This is a genomic window from Litchfieldia alkalitelluris (assembly GCF_002019645.1).
GTDB lineage: Bacteria > Bacillota > Bacilli > Bacillales > Bacillaceae_L > Litchfieldia > Litchfieldia alkalitelluris.
This window is the reverse complement of the sequence record NZ_KV917374.1, coordinates 559,554-575,930: the sequence shown is the minus strand read 5'-3', so window position 1 is coordinate 575,930 and position 16,377 is coordinate 559,554. Positions and strand designations below refer to the sequence as shown.

The window sequence follows — 16,377 nt, the reverse complement described above, 5'->3', positions numbered from 1 at the left end:
AAACTCCCTCAAATAAATGAGGTTCGATAATTCTCTTGAAGCAGACCTAATAGATCAATTAGTTCCTTGCGTGTTTCTCCTTCGAGTGTTTCCTCCTCTGGCTTTCCATAGGGACTTTGCATCTCTGGTTTACCAAAAAATGGAACCCGCTTCCGCCGTTTTCGCTTGCGCCATTCATCTAAATAAGTGTTTCGTGCCACTTTAAACAACCAAGGCTTCACCTCTTCATATTTATAGAAGCTAAGCGACAGAGTGGCTCGAAAAAACGTTTCTTGAACTAGTTCTTCTGCCAACGAGGGAGATCCTGACATACGATATAAATAGTAATATAGTGCTTCAGCATAACGACGATAAATATCATCCAATTTTTCGTTACGTTACTTTTCTCCACTGATCTCCCCTTCTCTTCACTACTTGTAACCATTAGTACAACGAATGTAACTTACAAATGTTACACCCATTCCGCAATCTTTTCTATATTTCTCCATAAAAAAAGAACTAAAGGTGACGTAATCACGATTTAGTCCTCATTTTAGCATGATAAATTTTCTTCTTGATTAGCATAAACAGCTCTTTCGCCACCAATTAATTTCGGTCTTGTTTTAGCCATTGTTACATGCGCTTGTCCAATCGCCTTTACCTTACTTCTTAACGGGACGGCTACATGTTTTAAGTGCATCCCAATAAATGTATCACCAATATCAATCCCGGCATCAGCTTTGATGAATTCAACAACAACCGGATCCTTCATCTGCTTATATGAATAAGTGGCCATTGCCCCGCCTGCTGTTTGAACAGGTATAACTGTTACCATCTCAAGCCCTTTTAGTAATGCAACCTCTTTTTCCACAACTAACGCTCGGTTAAGATGCTCACAGCATTGAAACGCAAGCATCACACCTGTTTCTTGTTGGAGTTCAATTAGCTCATTAAAAATCATCTCAGCTACTTCCTGCGTACCCGAAGTGCCGATTTTTTCACCAATCACTTCACTTGTACTACACCCTATAACTAAGATTTGATGCTTCGATAATGAGGCTTGCTCTTTTAAATCAGATAGAACAGTTTTCAACTGCTCTCTCCAAATTGAAAGTTCATTTTTCATTGCACGTCATCCTTTCAAGAAATCAAAAATCAGATCTGCTCTTCATAATCCTTAATCTTATTGATTCGCGTTTCATGACGACCTGCCAAAAATTCAGTTGATAACCATACTCTTGCGATCTCTCTTGCTAAACCAGCTCCAATAACCCTTTCACCCATTGCTAGAACATTGCTATTGTTATGTTCACGGGTTGCCTGTGCACTAAAAGTATCATGTACTAATGCACAACGAATGCCTTTCACCTTATTAGCAGCGATACTCATCCCGATCCCAGTTCCACAAATTAAAATCCCACGATCAAACTCACCATTTGCGACTTTTTCTGCTACAGGCACTGCATAGTCTGGGTAATCAACAGAAGTAGTACAGTCACAACCAAAATCCTCAAACTCGATTCCCATTTCAGTCATTAAACTCTTTATTTCTTCTCTAATATTTAAACCACCATGATCTGAAGCAATTGCAACTTTCATTAAAAAAGCCCTCCATTACCGAATATATGATTTATTATTTATAATATCATTCTTTTAATACACATGACTATTGGTGTTACTATTTTAGAGTTATTTTCGTACACTTTGTTTTTATATAATTTTTTATAAAATACTATGAGTAGAGTGGCAGCTTTTCTTCCGCAATTCTGAAATAAGCAGACAGTGGAGTTCCATGAGCTGCGAATCCACTTGCTTTCCGCGGGGCGGTCCGTGAGCCTCCTCGTCGCCAGGGGGCTCCTGTGGGGTCTCACGAGACCACTGGATCCCGCAGGAGTCAAGTGGCTCTCCGCTCATTCCACACTAGGTGAGTTAACACCTTCATTTACCTTGCTAGATATTCGTTAACTTGGTTCTACCTATTACCAAAAAAAATTCAATAAGCTTAAACAGTAAATCGCTCTATCGTTTTCTTTAATTGCTCTGCTTGTTGTGTAAATTCTTTTGTTAATACATAGATGTTCTGAATCACTTTGGCTTGTTCAACGCTTGATGCCGACATCTCTTCTGTACCAGCGGATGTTTCTTCTGCGATCGCAGCCACCTCTTGCGATAATGATGCTGTTTCACGGATGCTATCCATTTGATGATCCGCCAATGTAGCAATTTGTTTAACTGAATCCACAAATTCGTACACCGAACCAGTCATCGATTTTATTGCAGCATCCGTCATTTTCCCTTTTTCAGCTTCCTTATTACCTATATCAACCTGCTCAGTCATCCGAATTACTACTTCTTTTACCTCGGTTTGAATATCACGTATTAGATTTGATATATCTTCTACTGCTCGAGAACTGCCATCTGCAAGTGACCTAACCTCGGTTGCTACCACTGAAAAGCCTTTTCCATGTTCGCCTGCGCGAGCCGCTTCAATTGCTGCATTTAAAGCAAGTAAGTTTGTTTGTTTTGCGATATTTCCAACTAAAGAAATAATGTCCTCAACTTCTTTCGCCTTTTGATCTAAACTCTTAACCGCATCTAGCGAAATATAGCTGCTTTCAACCTGTTTATTAAACCCTTTGATAAGAGAGTGAATAATTTGATCTGTTTCTTTTAAAGAATCAATCATTGTAATCGATTGTTGCTCAGACAGTACGGCCTTTTCTTGAACATCTTCAGCGATCTTCATTACATTTTCAAAAGCTTCTGCAGTTTCTTGTACAGATGCAGCTGATTGATCTGCACCTTTGGCAATACTATCAATCGCACTGGACATTAATTCAGCTTGTTCTGTGGCACTTTTAGATGCGCGTTCAATTTCAGCTACCTTTGTGGTCGTACTTGTGAAATTCATTTCGATATTCGAAACCATTAGCCTAAGGCTACTTAACATATCGTTAAATGCTAGACCCAATGAACGAACTTCATCATTTGACTTTGAGAGAACAACATCTTCACCAATTTCCCCATCAGCTGCTCTTTTCACTGCTTGTTCAAGATGTTTTAATGGCGTCGTCACAAACCCAGCTGCAACAAAAGCCAAGACTCCTGACCAAAACACTCCAAGTCCTAAAGTTAGGATTGTAAATGTTGATTCATTCAATAAATCTGTAGTGTAATCACTAACAACATACATGAAAAATGCACTTGTCGAGTATGTAACTGTTGCCAATAAGGTTACAAATACTACTAATTTTAACCTTAGTCCAAATTTCATTTGTCTCTTTTTCAAAACAATCTCCCCCAAAATCTAATCAGCTAGTTTTTGCACCAACCCTTCAATCAACAAATCTAGCTCTTTATATGTCTCTCTATAAATCTCAACTGGTCCTCCAAACGGATCCATGATATCCTTTGTTGATAAATTTACATATTCATTTAAAGTGAACACTCTTTCTCGGTCTTGCGGAAATCGACTTACTACTAGTTGCTTATGACCCGCTGTCATTGTTAATATAAGTGTCGCCCAATTTACCTGTTCTTCCGTTAATAATGTAGATTGATGTGGCTGATTAATGCCTTTTTCTGATAAAACTTGAATGGTATTTTGTGATGCACTACTATTATTATCGGCGAATACCCCCGCAGATTTAACTGTTACACCCTTAACTTTTTTACTCTTTAAAATGGCCTCAGCCATTGGACTTCGACATGTATTACCAGTACAAACAAATAAAATATTCATTTTATCCCCTCCAAAAATATTACTTACTATTAATTATTAACCATTATCTACTATATAAGAACACTTCGTCCATTTTAGGGAAACAAAAAAATGTTGAGGCATTAGTACCTCAACATTCTTCAGTATCTCTTAGATAGCAAATAACAATTTAATTCCAAAGGCAAGAAGGATACTCCCTCCCAGTGCCTCACTATACGAACCAAACCACCCTTGAACTCTTCTTCCTAAAAGTAATCCGAACCAGGTAAGAAGCATACTAACAACACCAAACATTAAGATGGTAATAATTGTCCGCGCTCCATAGATTCCTAAGCTTAACCCCACAGAAAAGCTATCTAAGCTAACACCTAATGCAAATATATACAGCCCTATTCCTTCAGGTGTGAGCATTTTTGATTCATCATCTTTGAGCGAAGATACGATCATTTGGATACCTAAAATCAGAAGTAAGATACCCCCAAGATATGTAGCGATTGTCCCAAATTGGTCCGAAAGAAAACGACCAATTCCCATTCCAACTAGGGGCATCCAAATATGAAAGAGCCCTATGACAATACCTATGTAGAAAATTTGTTTCAGTCTTAGCCTCAATAACCCCATTCCAAGGCCAACTGAAAAAGCGTCCATTCCTAGTGCGAATGCCATGATGAATAATGTTAGAAATTCACCTAAAAAACCTGCGATGTTCATCTTCAACCTCCTCGGACTTGCCTATTTCAACATATGCACGAGGTGTTGCATTTAGAATTGCGAGGTGAAGTTTTTTTGTAGCATCTAGGTAGGGCACCAAGTTGATTACGGAGTCTGTACGCCTCTTACTTATTTCTTCGGCTTCTCACCGGATTTTTCACGCCTCTCACTCAAGGACCAGAGCAAGGCGCCGCTTTTCCTCTCTTTCCCGCCGTATTTACAATCTAACTGGCCGCTTTCCCCTGGTTTCTCGCCGCTTTTTTTGCACCTCTTACTTAGTTCCGGACCAAGGCGCCGCTTTTCCTCTCGTTCTCGCCGGATTTGGCATCTAACTGGCCCCATTCTTCTGGTGTCTCGCCGCATTTTTTGCACCTCTCACTCAGTTCCGGAGAAAGGCGCCGCTTTTCCTCTCTTTCCCGCCGTATTTGGCATCTAACTGGCCCCATTCTTCTGGTTTCTCGCCGCATTTTTTGCACCTCTCACTTAGTTCCGGACCAAGGCGCCGCTTTTCCTCTCTTTCCCGCCGTATTTGGCATGTAACTGGCCCCATTCTTCTGGTTTCTCGCCGCTTTTTTTGCACCTCTCACTTAGTTCCGGACCAAGGCGCCGCTTTTCCTCTCGTTCTCGCCGTATTTGGCATCTAACTGGCCCCATTCTTCTGGTTTCTCGCCGCTTTTTTTGTACCTCTCACTCAGTTCCAGACCGTGGCGCCGCTTTTCCTCTCGTTCTCGCCGTATTTGGCATCTAACTGGCCCCATTCTTCTGGTTTCTCGCCGCATTTTTTGCACCTCTCACTCAGTTCCAGAGCAAGGCGCCGCTTTTCCTCTCGTTCTCGCCGTATTTATACACAAACTGGCCGCTTCCCTCTAGTTTCTCGCCGCATTTTTTGCACTCTCACTCACTTCCAAAGCAAGGCGCCACTTTTTCCCCTCGCACCCTCGCTGAATTTATCACCTTTCTCTACATATGATCTTTAGGAATCCTTCTGAATCAAATTACACATTAAATATTCAAAAAAGGTTCAATAAATTGACATTACATACTAGTTCTTTTTGTAATAAACTTATTGAAAACAAATTCATTCCTTGGAGGATCTAAAATTGATTGTAAAAGAGTTAAAATACCCCATTTATATCAAAAAACTAGAAGCATTACTTCTGAGACTTCCGCCAACACATATCAAGAGAAAAGAAATTAGTGAAGAAATCGCTAAACAGTTAGCTGGATTCAAAGGTGAACAGTCACTTGATTACTATCTGAGCTTTCTCCCCGAAAATCACCTTATCCTTCATGACCTTCGGCTTAAATTTAAACAACACCACTTCCAGATTGACACCCTTATTCTTACTTTTTCCTTTTTCCTAATACTAGAAGTGAAAAACCTTTCTGGTAGACTCATATTCGATCATCATAATCAACAATTAATACGAAAATTAAATGATATTGAGGAGGTCTTTCCTGATCCCCTCCTTCAGGCGAAAAGACAGAAATATCAAATGGTTGAGTGGCTTAGAAAAAATAAGTTTAAAAACATTCCATTTGAAGAGGTTGTTGTCATTACTAATTCTTCAAGCCATATTGAAGCCACCCCTTCAGATTTAATGCAAACAAGGATTATCAGAAATACATACATTATTGAAAAGGTAAAAGAATTACAAGCAACGTTTAAAGATGAAGAATTATACTTAAAAAGAGATTTACTCAAACTTTCCCAAGCGTTAATAAACAATCATGAAGCAAAAGATATAGATGTTTTACAGAAATTTAACATCTTAGAATCTGAACTAATTAAAGGAGTTCAATGTGTTGAATGCAATAATATCCCCATGAAACACCACTTAGGCAAGTGGAACTGTTCGAACTGTGAAAATATCTCTAAAGATGCTCATCTTAAAACTATAAAAGATTTTCAATTATTATCTGATCTACCACTAACTAATAGAAGATTAAGAGATATGCTCTTTTTACAATCCAAGTCAATTTCTAAAAAGTATCTTGTATCCCTAAAACTCCATCATACCGGTACCACCAGAGATCGGGTCTACCACTTTCATAACAATGAGGCATAAAAATACCCCCAGCCACTTCCGACTGGGGGGAGAAAACCTTATTCTTCTATTATCACCTGTTGCCCAGCTGCCTTTAATAATCGATTCATAATTGCTTGTCCAATTCCCTTATCCGGAAATGCTTCACTATAGATGATATCCACAGCCGCTTCGTCAAACTTTCTTAAGGTATCATATAATTGACTTGCAACGGTTTCTAATTTATCCACACTACCACAAGCAACGATTACATCTGCAGAATATTCCGCTTCATGTTCAATGGTGGTTAATATACCAACTCTTTTCCCCTGTTCTTGTTGTATAGAAACTAACTCTTGAATAAAACCAAGACTTCCCTTTACAACGGTGAGAGGTGCTTTTGGCGCATAGTGAGTATATTTCATTCCTGGCGATCTTGGTGCCTCATTTTCTTGAACTAATGCTTTATCAATATGAACTTGTCCACAGATTTCCTCAAGTTCTTCTCTTGTAACACCACCAGGACGAAGAATGACGGGAATTTCTTCCGTACAGTCAAGGACTGTTGATTCTAATCCCACTCCTGTTGGTCCACCGTCAACAACTCCAGCAATTTTACCATCCAAATCAGCTATCACATGACTTGCCAAAGTAGGACTAGGCTTCCCAGAAGTATTGGCACTTGGGGCTGCAATCGGCAATCCACTTGCTTCTATTATCGCTAGAGCAATCGGGTGGTCCGGCATTCTGACCGCCACTGTTGATAACTCTGCAGTTACCTTTTCTGATAAAATATGATCCTTTTTTCTTAAAACTAATGTTAAAGGCCCTGGCCAAAAGTGATTAATCAACTTATCCACAAGGTTGGGGATATCTTTTACAAGCTCTTCTAGCTGGTTTCTATTTGCAATATGTACGATTAAAGGGTTATCACTAGGGCGTCCTTTTGCCTGGAAGATCTTAGCTACAGCCTCATCTGACCTTGCATTTGCACCTAACCCATAAACTGTTTCTGTAGGAAAAGCTACCACTTCATTTTCTCTTAATAATCTAGCAGCTTCTTGCAGCTGTGGATAACTATGTTCAACTTCATTATTTTTATCCACAGACCATATTTTTGTTTCCATCTTCATAGCAACTCCCATACCCTCAATTTATTGGGGTAATTTTACCTAAATTGTTCACTTCTTCATTAATGAAGTATAGTAAAGTTCTTCTAACAAAACAAGTCTTATCCACAATTTGTGGATAAGACTCGCAATAATGTGGACAACTTTGTGGATATGCGCAGTTTTTTCTTACTTATACACCTTAAAGTGATGTTTTCATAAAAATGGCTTGATCTGTTTGTGCGATTTGTCTAATATGCTGTGAATATAACACTGTTTCTGGAATCTCCACTTCATCAACCCTAGAAAAGCCTAACATTGTAAAAAAGACAACTGAGGCTTCTCGATTCGTAACCAAGTACAAATCTTGCATTTCCTTGTGCTTAGCAAGTGATACCGCACTTTTAAATAAAGTTAGTATTTGCGTTTGTTCTATATTAGAAGTCACAACCAGTGATCTTAATAATCCATCCTTACCAATTCTCTCCACTCCAAGCGTAGCCTGAAGCTTACCTAGCTCATCTTCCATTATAATAAAATGGTCAATAATAGATTCAACACCTTCTGAGCTAACCTCTGACCTTCCTAAAAAGTCCTTCACAACATCAATATCATTTTCTGTAGCAATTCGTATATTTTCTCTCATTATTTCCACCCCATCTGCTAGATTTAACTTTATACATCTAATCTATGAGGTCAAATGAGAAATAGAACACTTTACTAGAATTTAACTAAATAATGAGGTGAAAAACTCGACAATAAAGAACTTAACCTCTGTTTCTTCCTTCTTTTCTTCTTCTACTTTTGGTTTCTCTTCTTTCTCTTTTTCACTAGTGTCTACTGCTTCACCGTTTGAGAAATCCAAGAAGCACAATGGTGGGAATAAAACACACCACCAATTTGAGCCATTTCCTTCACCTAACGTAATCAAAATCGCTTCATATTGACCGGCTGGGTATAAGAATTTTCCATAAAGCTTTGTTGGAAAGTCTACATTCCCAAAATCCACATTATAATCTTGCGGGCTATTTTCTCGTTCTAGCACTTCTGCCACTATTTCTTCTATTTCATCTAAACGACTTTTAATTAGTTCTCTAGCATCCTCAATTGATGTTAGATCTTCAACCCAAGTAGTAATTTCTTTATTTACTTCATCTCTAATTATTCTCTTTAGTTTTTGGTCTTTCTCTGAATCACTATTTGCTAAAATACGTAAGCGAATCGCTTCATCGGGTATCATTAACTGACCATTTGCTTGTCCTTCAGGCTTATTCGCAAACACACCTGCATTTGCTCCAATTAACATTAATACTATGTAAATAAAAATCATTGTTTGTTTTTTCATTTTCATTTTCTAGCACCGTCCCCTCTGTCAAACAGTGTGGACAAGAAAATAATTTCTTAAACTAGTAAAATAAAAAAATCTAGTATTTATTCTTTCACTAGATTACAAGAAAACTAATAGTCACTTTTAGTAAAGGTGGATTAACACACCACCTTTACTTAGAATCCAATTTCAGCAAAAACCATTCTGTCTTTTCCATTAATATCATTTACTACTTCTACCTCTGCATCAGGAAATGCTTCATGAAGCAAAGCTGCAACCTGGTCTCCTTGACCAACCCCAACCTCGAAGGCGACAATTCCCTTTGACTTTAATACGAGTGGAATTTCTTCCATAAAACGTCGGTAAAAATCTAGACCATCCTTACCACCAACTAATGCACGAACAGGTTCATGATCCTTAACAACCGTAGATAAAGTCAGCATATCTTCTTCAGGAATATACGGAGGATTTGATACGACGATATCTACCTTGATTCCTTGTTGTATCAAAGGGGACAATAAATCTCCATGAAGAAATGTAACATTTGCACCTAAGGTTTCCGCATTTTCACGCGCAACTTGAAGTGACTCTTGTGCAATATCAACTGTATAAAGCTTTGCATTGGTTTGCTCTAAATCAAGGGTAATTGCAATCGCACCGCTACCTGTCCCCACATCAACAATTTCAACCACTTCGTCCTTATAAAACTTTCTCATTCGAGTAAGCACACCAAGTACTAATTCTTCTGTTTCAGGCCTTGGAATTAACACTTCTTCATTTACAAAAAATTGCCTTCCGTAAAATTCCTCAAAGCCAATTAAATATTGCAGTGGGTATCCTCCGGCAATTTTCTTAATACCGTCAATAAATTCTTCGGATACCTCTGAATTTAAGCTCTCTCTTAGTTCAGCTAATAGCTTTGACCTTTCCATTTTCAAAAGAAATTGAAGCAATAACTCTCCCGCATTTTCATCCCGGCCATTTTCTCGTAAAAAAGAAGAAGCCCAGTTTAGGGCTTCGTACACTTTTGTAAATTGCATTACTCTGCTTGCTCCATTTTTAATGCTTGATCTTCCATAATTAATGTATTAATCACTTCATCAAGCTTACCAGTTAGGATCTGGTCGAGTTTTTGAATCGTTAAACCGATACGATGATCTGTTACACGATTTTGCGGGAAATTATACGTACGGATACGCTCTGAACGGTCACCTGTTCCAACAGCTTGTTTACGGTTTTGATCATATTCAGCTTGTGCTTCACGTTGAAATTTATCATATACACGAGCACGTAATACCTTCATTGCTTTTTCTTTATTTTTAATTTGTGATTTTTCATCCTGACATGAAACAACAACACCTGTTGGTAAGTGAGTTAAACGAACAGCTGACATGGTTGTATTAACACTTTGTCCTCCAGGGCCACTGGATGCAAACGTATCTACACGGATATCTTTGTCGTGGATATCAACCTCAACTTCTTCTGCTTCAGGTAAAACAGCAACCGTAGCAGTCGAAGTGTGAATACGGCCACCAGATTCCGTTTCAGGGACACGTTGTACGCGGTGTGCTCCATTTTCAAACTTCAGCTTTGAATAAGCTCCTTTACCATTGATCATAAAGATAATTTCCTTATAACCACCAACACCAGTAGAAGATGCTTCCATCACTTCCGTTTTCCAGCCTTGCACTTCAGCAAAACGGCTGTACATACGGTACAAGTCACCTGCAAATAATGCAGCTTCATCTCCACCAGCTGCTCCTCGAATTTCCATAATTACGTTTTTATCATCATTCGGATCTTTTGGTAATAAAAGAATACGAAGGCGTTCTTGAAGTTCTTCCTCACGATCTTGAAGTTCTCCAATTTCCTCTTTTACCATTTCACGCATTTCAGCATCAAGTTTTTCTTCCAGCATAGCTTTTGCACCATCTAGTTGTTCTTTAACTTCTTTATATTCTCTATATGCTTCAACAGTTTCTTGAATATCTGATTGTTCTTTTGAATAATCACGTAGTTTCGTTGTATCGTTAACGATATCAGGATCGCTTAACAATTCATTCAACTTTTCATAACGTGCTTCTACAGCTTCTAAACGGTCAAACACATCATTCACCTCTAATTTTAGTCCATAACATTCTAAGTATAGTATAGGATATGCAAAGCGTCAAAGCAAATTCACATAAATCTGAAGTTACTCCATGAACGATCTTAAGAATAAGACGACTATAATAATCCGGTGCTAACTATTTATTTAAATTGTCATATTCTAAGCCACGATTCCCATAAAGACAGCTCAGATTTCACAAACGCTGCCTCTCCTCATCCACCCACGAATGAGCGTTAGAACGTCGAATGATAAAAACTTTTTGTAAAATAACTACTTTCTTTGCCGAATTACTTCTAGTTTTGTCTTATGTAAAGGATAAGTTACCAGAAATGAAGAAATCCTATGTATTAAGGAAAAGGGAGTGTTGTTCATGAATACTGCTGCACTTGCCGCCAAAGTTGGTGTCTCCATTAGGACGATACGGAAATGGATAAAGTTTTTTGATTTGCATTGTAATAAAAATGAGCATGGACATTATGTTTTCACCGATGAAGACTATACATTTTTTTGTCAAATTCGTGATCACGTCGCGAGCGGAAGACCGAAACACGAGATTAAAATCAATACTCCAAGAAAGGGGATTTTACGTAACACTATGATAAAAACGACTGAGCACCCACTACAACAACAAATTTCAAGCTTACTTGAACGAATTGAACGTAACGAAAAAAATATTGAACGAAAAGCAAGTGAGGTTGTTTCTTACCAATTATTGCAACATCGACGAGAAATTGATGAGTTAAACCAAAAGGTCGAAAAACTTGAAGCCTATATTCAGGATTTAGAAAAGGAGAAAAAAACACTACTTGATACGAAAAGAAGTGCAGAACCCACAAACGATTCACCTATTACATTACCAAGAGCGAAAAAAACAAAAGCGCTGAGCCTGTTCTTTTAACAGGGTAATACCCATACAAATTGGGGAATGAAATTAGAGTACTTCCTAAGTGTGGCATGAGCGGAGAGCCACCTGAGTCCTCCGGGATCTAGCAACTCGTGAGACCCCGCAGGAGCCACGAGGAGGCTCACGCGCCCGCGGAAAGCAGGTGGATCGCAGCGAATGGAAACCCCACTACCTAAGTTATTTTCAGTGTAGTCTTTAAATTTAAGGCTAATGAATAAAAGCTATCCTCTCTCATTCAGGATAGCCCTTTTTTATTAATCTCCTTTAATTGTCACATGAATATCATATCTAGGTACAGATCTCACAATCGTTTTATAAAGTTTCTTTTCTTCACTTTTTCTTTCTTTGTCAGAAAGGTTTTTATCGGTATGGGCTGTAACATATGCATTATGGCCATTGATAATGACGGAGCCTGGTCTATATTCTGTTAAGTCGTCGATTGTTTCAGCAATTTTATGCTGATCATCACCAATCGTTGGACGGTTTTCAGTTAGGTCAATAAAGTGTGGGTTTTTATTTGTATTATAATCTTCATCTCTTCGGTTCATTTGATAAAAACCGTGCTTTCTTGTTCCACTTTGCATCAAGTTTGTTCCATCTCTATCTTCACGCTGAGCATGATATTCATTATTAGGATTCCAGTTACAGCCAGCCAAAAGGAATATCATCGTCATACAAGTAATAATTTTTTTCATACAGCACCTCCTACTTGCTAGGTTACCCTATGAAAAAAATAAATATTGATGGGTTTTTATTCTAAGTCTATTGAAATAACACAAATATCGTCAGGAAGTTTTTGGGGCAATGTACAACTTTTCAATATTTTATTGGCTAGACTTTGCTTCTCACTGCTTTGATGGTTTTCAAGCATTTTTATAATGAGTTCTTTTGTATTTTTCGTCTCACTCACTTCACTTAGTCCATCTGTATAAAGAACAATTGTTGCCTCTTTATCATAGGAAATCCTCCCTTTTTCAATCGGCGGTTGCTCAATTAGTCCAACAGGAATACTACCCTTATTAATCTCTATAATGTTCGTTCGATCCACACTAACAATACCAAAAGGGTGACCAGCATTGACATATTCAATTATTTTTTCACTAGTATTAACCAAAAGGCAAATGGACGTAAAGTAAGTAATCACTCCTTCTCCAGTCCCAATCAATTCCTTCATATGCCGATTTAACTCTTCTGTAATCTTCACAGGATCCTGAACTCTTGTAACTAACCCTTTTAAAAGAGACCTGATACTCATACTGATTAAGGAGCTTGAAACACCGTGCCCCATAACATCCATTAAGAACACGCCGTATGTCGTAGGACTTATTTTTTCCCAATAATACATATCACCAGATAGCTCTAATGAGGGACGATATTCACTATTTATTTGTATCCTCTCATCATGTAGTGGTGGGCTAAGGACCGAGCCCTGAACTGACCGAGCAACTTCCAAATCTCTTTTTCTTTCCTGCTCTAATTCAACCATATCTGTTATATCCGATAACGTGCCCGTCATTCCAGTAATTTCATTTTCTTTATTCGTTAAAATAGAGGCATTCACTCGAACAAATTTTTGAATTTTAGAATGTGTATAAAATTTCAGTGTATATGTATAGGTTTCCTCATATCTAGTAGGAAACTGCTCAAATAAACTTCTTAAAAAGGATTGGCTTTCTTCACTAAAAAATTGGATAGCTGGAGTATTCAGTGATTCTTTTACAGTAAAGCCTGTTAACTTTTCCCATGAAGGTGTTAGGTAAGTCCAGTTTCCAACTATATCTAGTTGAAATACGACATCACTGATAGAATTAACCAAGTTGCTATATTTAGCATTTACATCAATCAGCTTTTCTCTTAGCTCTTCATTAATATGTACGCTTTTTTTGCTTTCAATGGCATCAACCGCTAAGTTAGCAAAGGATTGTAACTGTTCTCTTTCTACTTTTGAAAAGATTCTTTTATTTACATCAATTAGACAAAGTGTTCCTAGTATATTTCCTTTTTCAGTGACAAGTGGAGCGCCTGCATAAAAAGAAATATTAAATTCTTTCACCAATGGATTATTTTGAAAACGCTCATCTCTTTGTAAATCCTCAATCACCATAAGGTTTTTATTAACAAGCACATGCTGACAGATTGATTGCTCTCGTGGTGTTTCATTTACGTCCACGCCAACTACTGATTTCATCCATTGACGTTTTTCATCAATTAAAGAAATAACCACAGTCGGGACTGAAAAAACATCGCTAACTAATTTGGTGATTCGGTCGAATTGCTCTTCTTTTTTTGTATCAAGAATATTTAACTCATATAGTTCTGTTAACCGATTAATTTCATCAGACTTTGAGGAGTATAATATCGCCTTCGAAAAATTCTCTACCATCTCTTTTGTATTCTTTAGCATGTAATCCCCTCCTACACATTAATAAGTCCTATCCATTATTTCGGTCTTTAGTCCTATATGTTTTAGGGTTTGCAATATTAAAATTTAAAATCATCATTTGTATGGAAGAAAATAACCTGGGGAGTGGAGTTCCATGCCCTGCGATCCACTTGCTTTCCGCGGGGTGGTCCGGGAGCCTCCTCGTCGCCTGGGAGCTCCTGCGGGGTCTCCCGAGACCACTAGATCCCGCAGGAGTCAAGTGGCTCTCCGCACATTCCACACTGAGGAGTAACATTTTCATATCCCATGGTGCGAAATACTTATTTATTTAGCATGGATGTCTAGCCTAAAAATAACTAGGTTATGGAGTTCCATTCCCTGCGATTCACTCGTGGGGTACCCCGGGGCGGTCCTGGGACTTCTCAGGTCAATAAAAAAAGCCTTTTCGGCTTTTTATAGTGGTGGGTTTTGATGGCATTTGCGGCATACTGGGTAATAGGAGTCATTTCCGCCTATCACAATTTGTTCACCTGTATAAACTGGTTTTCCATCATCTACACGTAGGTTCATGATCGCTTTTTTCTCACAGAACCAACAAATGGTTTTCATTTCTTCGATTTTGTCAGCATATAAAAGAAGGTATTGGCTGCCTTCAAAAAGTTCATTTTGAAAATCATTTTTCAAACCGAATCCCATCACTGGAATATCTAACTCATCTACAATTTTAGCTAACTGTAATACATGATCTTTATTAAGAAATTGTGCTTCATCCACCAATACACAATATGGCTTTTGAGAACAGTCTTTCACCATTTCATAAACATCTGTTTCAGTGAATATCGGGATTGCCTTCCGCTTAAAGCCAATTCGACTTGATACATATCCAACTTCATCTCTTGTATCAATTCCTGAAGTAAAGATAAGTACTGGTTTATTTTGTTCCTCGTAGTTGTGTGCTACTTTTAAAATTTCAATGGATTTTCCGCTATTCATTGCTCCATATTTGAAGAATAATTGTGCCACGTACCTTCTCTCCTTATCATTAAGAAAAAAACTAGTTTAACGAAGATTTTAAAGTTTACTTTTTTTATTATATAAATATTTACTCATATTATTTAGTCTACCCTGAAAAAAAAATGCGGAAGGCTCTCGTTCAACGGCGACAGGCATAAGACAAGACAAGCCGGCTAGAAGGTTGCTCTTTAACCTTCTAGGGTGGATTGTCTTAGACCTGAGAGCCGATAGCGCCTGAAGCTAGACACTAAGCTAAGTATAATTTTCCATACTCCATGGTGCGAATTTTATTAGCATTGGGGTCTACCCTGAAAATCCATAGGTTGGAGATCCATTCGCTACGATCCACCTGCTTTCCACGGGGCGGTCCGGGAGCCTCCTCGTCGCCTCTGGCTCCTGCGGGGTCTTCCGAAACCGGCTAAATCCCGCAGGAGCCAGAGGCGACGAGGAGGCTCTCCGCTCATTACACACTGAGGTAAACATTTTCATTTGCATAGAAGTCTACCCTCAAAAGACTTAGTCTCACAACTTCATTCACTGCAGTTCACTCACGGGATACCGCGGGCTGCAATTTTATTTGCATGAGGTCATTCTATCAAGGTTAACAGGGTATAAGTTTAAAAGGCTATCTTCATCTATTTTAAGTATACTATTTCTTTGTCATCTACAAAGTAAAAAAACAGGCGAGAAGTGATTAACTCGCCTGTTTTCTCTAGGTTCATGACTAAGCGGTTATACTTAGTACATTGTTAAAACGGTTATTACTTAATACCGTATTTTTTGTTGAATTTATCTACACGTCCACCTGCATCAGCGAATTTTTGACGTCCTGTGTAAAATGGATGACACTCTGAGCATACCTCAACGCGTATCTCTTGGTTTACAGAACCAGTTTCAAATTCGTTTCCACAAGCACATTTCACCGCTACTTTTTTGTAGTTTGGATGAATACCTGTTTTCATTCGTCTCATCTCCTTCCGCCCTGAATCATTTCTCGAAACAGAGTTGTTGTCCCAGAACATCTTTTAGATCTTCTAGAAACGCACATGATGTGATTATATCAGTGCGAGAAAGCTTTTGCAACTGAATCCT

The 16,377-nt window shown here is 38.3% G+C and carries 17 protein-coding genes; 2 read left to right on the top strand and 15 right to left on the bottom strand.

Annotated elements, in window-relative coordinates:
* Positions 1 to 8: 8 nt before the first annotated feature.
* From BK579_RS02800 to BK579_RS02775, 6 genes are all read right to left on the bottom strand, one after another.
* Positions 9 to 365, bottom strand: a complete 357-nt coding sequence (locus BK579_RS02800; RefSeq protein ID WP_235848321.1) for a sigma-70 family RNA polymerase sigma factor — start codon at positions 363 to 365, stop codon at positions 9 to 11.
* 167 nt (positions 366 to 532) lie between these two features.
* On the bottom strand, positions 533 to 1,105 hold the full coding sequence (locus BK579_RS02795; protein ID WP_078543423.1) for a TIGR01440 family protein: 573 nt from the start codon (positions 1,103 to 1,105) through the stop codon (positions 533 to 535).
* Between the two features lie 29 nt (positions 1,106 to 1,134).
* Positions 1,135 to 1,578 (bottom strand): ribose 5-phosphate isomerase B, encoded by a 444-nt coding sequence (gene rpiB, locus BK579_RS02790; RefSeq protein WP_078543422.1) that lies wholly within the window; start codon positions 1,576 to 1,578, stop codon positions 1,135 to 1,137.
* A 403-nt stretch (positions 1,579 to 1,981) separates the two neighbouring features.
* On the bottom strand, positions 1,982 to 3,253 hold the full coding sequence (locus BK579_RS02785) for a methyl-accepting chemotaxis protein (protein WP_078550341.1): 1,272 nt from the start codon (positions 3,251 to 3,253) through the stop codon (positions 1,982 to 1,984).
* Positions 3,254 to 3,286: 33 nt separating this feature from the next.
* Positions 3,287 to 3,721, bottom strand: coding sequence for a low molecular weight protein arginine phosphatase (locus tag BK579_RS02780; RefSeq protein WP_078543421.1), 435 nt, complete (start codon positions 3,719 to 3,721; stop codon positions 3,287 to 3,289).
* A gap of 129 nt (positions 3,722 to 3,850) precedes the next feature.
* Positions 3,851 to 4,411: a manganese efflux pump MntP gene (locus BK579_RS02775; RefSeq protein ID WP_078543420.1), complete on the bottom strand. Its 561-nt coding sequence runs from the start codon at positions 4,409 to 4,411 to the stop codon at positions 3,851 to 3,853.
* A 1,100-nt stretch (positions 4,412 to 5,511) separates the two neighbouring features.
* Here BK579_RS02775 and BK579_RS02760 point away from each other — a divergent pair.
* The gene (locus BK579_RS02760) at positions 5,512 to 6,480 is read left to right on the top strand and encodes a nuclease-related domain-containing protein (protein WP_169891040.1); all 969 of its coding nucleotides are present in this window, start codon (positions 5,512 to 5,514) and stop codon (positions 6,478 to 6,480) included.
* 38 nt (positions 6,481 to 6,518) lie between these two features.
* Here the strand turns inward: BK579_RS02760 and BK579_RS02755 are convergent, their stop codons facing one another.
* The 5 genes from BK579_RS02755 to prfA all read right to left on the bottom strand — a co-directional run bounded on the left by BK579_RS02755 (position 6,519) and on the right by prfA (position 10,990).
* Entirely contained in the window at positions 6,519 to 7,565 is a 1,047-nt protein-coding gene (locus tag BK579_RS02755) for an L-threonylcarbamoyladenylate synthase (protein ID WP_078543416.1), read from the bottom strand.
* Positions 7,566 to 7,749: 184 nt separating this feature from the next.
* Positions 7,750 to 8,193, bottom strand: a complete 444-nt coding sequence (locus BK579_RS02750; protein WP_078543415.1) for a GNAT family N-acetyltransferase — start codon at positions 8,191 to 8,193, stop codon at positions 7,750 to 7,752.
* 81 nt (positions 8,194 to 8,274) lie between these two features.
* Positions 8,275 to 8,892 (bottom strand): stage II sporulation protein R, encoded by a 618-nt coding sequence (gene spoIIR, locus BK579_RS02745; RefSeq protein WP_078550339.1) that lies wholly within the window; start codon positions 8,890 to 8,892, stop codon positions 8,275 to 8,277.
* 158 nt (positions 8,893 to 9,050) lie between these two features.
* Positions 9,051 to 9,914 carry a peptide chain release factor N(5)-glutamine methyltransferase gene (prmC, locus tag BK579_RS02740; RefSeq protein WP_078543414.1) on the bottom strand — a complete coding sequence of 288 codons (864 nt, stop codon included), beginning with the start codon at positions 9,912 to 9,914 and terminating at the stop codon, positions 9,051 to 9,053.
* Positions 9,914 to 10,990 (bottom strand): peptide chain release factor 1, encoded by a 1,077-nt coding sequence (gene prfA, locus BK579_RS02735; protein WP_078543413.1) that lies wholly within the window; start codon positions 10,988 to 10,990, stop codon positions 9,914 to 9,916. The genes prmC and prfA overlap by 1 nt, the downstream gene beginning before the upstream one ends.
* 364 nt (positions 10,991 to 11,354) lie before the next feature.
* On the opposite strand from prfA, the gene BK579_RS02730 reads away from it, so the two are divergent.
* Positions 11,355 to 11,882 carry a MerR family transcriptional regulator gene (locus tag BK579_RS02730; RefSeq protein ID WP_078543412.1) on the top strand — a complete coding sequence of 176 codons (528 nt, stop codon included), beginning with the start codon at positions 11,355 to 11,357 and terminating at the stop codon, positions 11,880 to 11,882.
* A gap of 260 nt (positions 11,883 to 12,142) precedes the next feature.
* Here the strand turns inward: BK579_RS02730 and BK579_RS02725 are convergent, their stop codons facing one another.
* From BK579_RS02725 to rpmE, 4 genes are all read right to left on the bottom strand, one after another.
* Positions 12,143 to 12,583 (bottom strand): YhcN/YlaJ family sporulation lipoprotein, encoded by a 441-nt coding sequence (locus tag BK579_RS02725; RefSeq protein WP_078543411.1) that lies wholly within the window; start codon positions 12,581 to 12,583, stop codon positions 12,143 to 12,145.
* A gap of 56 nt (positions 12,584 to 12,639) precedes the next feature.
* Positions 12,640 to 14,292: a SpoIIE family protein phosphatase gene (locus BK579_RS02720; protein WP_078543410.1), complete on the bottom strand. Its 1,653-nt coding sequence runs from the start codon at positions 14,290 to 14,292 to the stop codon at positions 12,640 to 12,642.
* 432 nt (positions 14,293 to 14,724) lie between these two features.
* Positions 14,725 to 15,294: a thymidine kinase gene (locus tag BK579_RS02715; RefSeq protein WP_078543409.1), complete on the bottom strand. Its 570-nt coding sequence runs from the start codon at positions 15,292 to 15,294 to the stop codon at positions 14,725 to 14,727.
* 752 nt (positions 15,295 to 16,046) lie between these two features.
* Positions 16,047 to 16,247 (bottom strand): 50S ribosomal protein L31, encoded by a 201-nt coding sequence (gene rpmE / locus BK579_RS02710; RefSeq protein ID WP_078543408.1) that lies wholly within the window; start codon positions 16,245 to 16,247, stop codon positions 16,047 to 16,049.
* Positions 16,248 to 16,377: the final 130 nt, after the last annotated feature.

Bases quoted from the DNA above. Each gene is read 5' to 3' on its own strand.
- BK579_RS02780 (WP_078543421.1), bottom strand. From the start codon at position 3,721: ATGAATATTTTATTTGTTTGTACTGGTAATACATGTCGAAGTCCAATG.
- prmC (WP_078543414.1), bottom strand. From the start codon at position 9,914: ATGCAATTTACAAAAGTGTACGAAGCCCTAAACTGGGCTTCTTCTTTT.
- BK579_RS02775 (WP_078543420.1), bottom strand. From the start codon at position 4,411: ATGAACATCGCAGGTTTTTTAGGTGAATTTCTAACATTATTCATCATG.
- BK579_RS02725 (WP_078543411.1), bottom strand. From the start codon at position 12,583: ATGAAAAAAATTATTACTTGTATGACGATGATATTCCTTTTGGCTGGC.
- BK579_RS02720 (WP_078543410.1), bottom strand. From the start codon at position 14,292: ATGCTAAAGAATACAAAAGAGATGGTAGAGAATTTTTCGAAGGCGATA.
- rpmE (WP_078543408.1), bottom strand. From the start codon at position 16,247: ATGAAAACAGGTATTCATCCAAACTACAAAAAAGTAGCGGTGAAATGT.
- BK579_RS02795 (WP_078543423.1), bottom strand. From the start codon at position 1,105: ATGAAAAATGAACTTTCAATTTGGAGAGAGCAGTTGAAAACTGTTCTA.
- BK579_RS02785 (WP_078550341.1), bottom strand. From the start codon at position 3,253: ATGAAATTTGGACTAAGGTTAAAATTAGTAGTATTTGTAACCTTATTG.
- BK579_RS02755 (WP_078543416.1), bottom strand. From the start codon at position 7,565: ATGGAAACAAAAATATGGTCTGTGGATAAAAATAATGAAGTTGAACAT.
- spoIIR (WP_078550339.1), bottom strand. From the start codon at position 8,892: ATGAAAAAACAAACAATGATTTTTATTTACATAGTATTAATGTTAATT.
- rpiB (WP_078543422.1), bottom strand. From the start codon at position 1,578: ATGAAAGTTGCAATTGCTTCAGATCATGGTGGTTTAAATATTAGAGAA.
- BK579_RS02750 (WP_078543415.1), bottom strand. From the start codon at position 8,193: ATGAGAGAAAATATACGAATTGCTACAGAAAATGATATTGATGTTGTG.
- BK579_RS02730 (WP_078543412.1), top strand. From the start codon at position 11,355: ATGAATACTGCTGCACTTGCCGCCAAAGTTGGTGTCTCCATTAGGACG.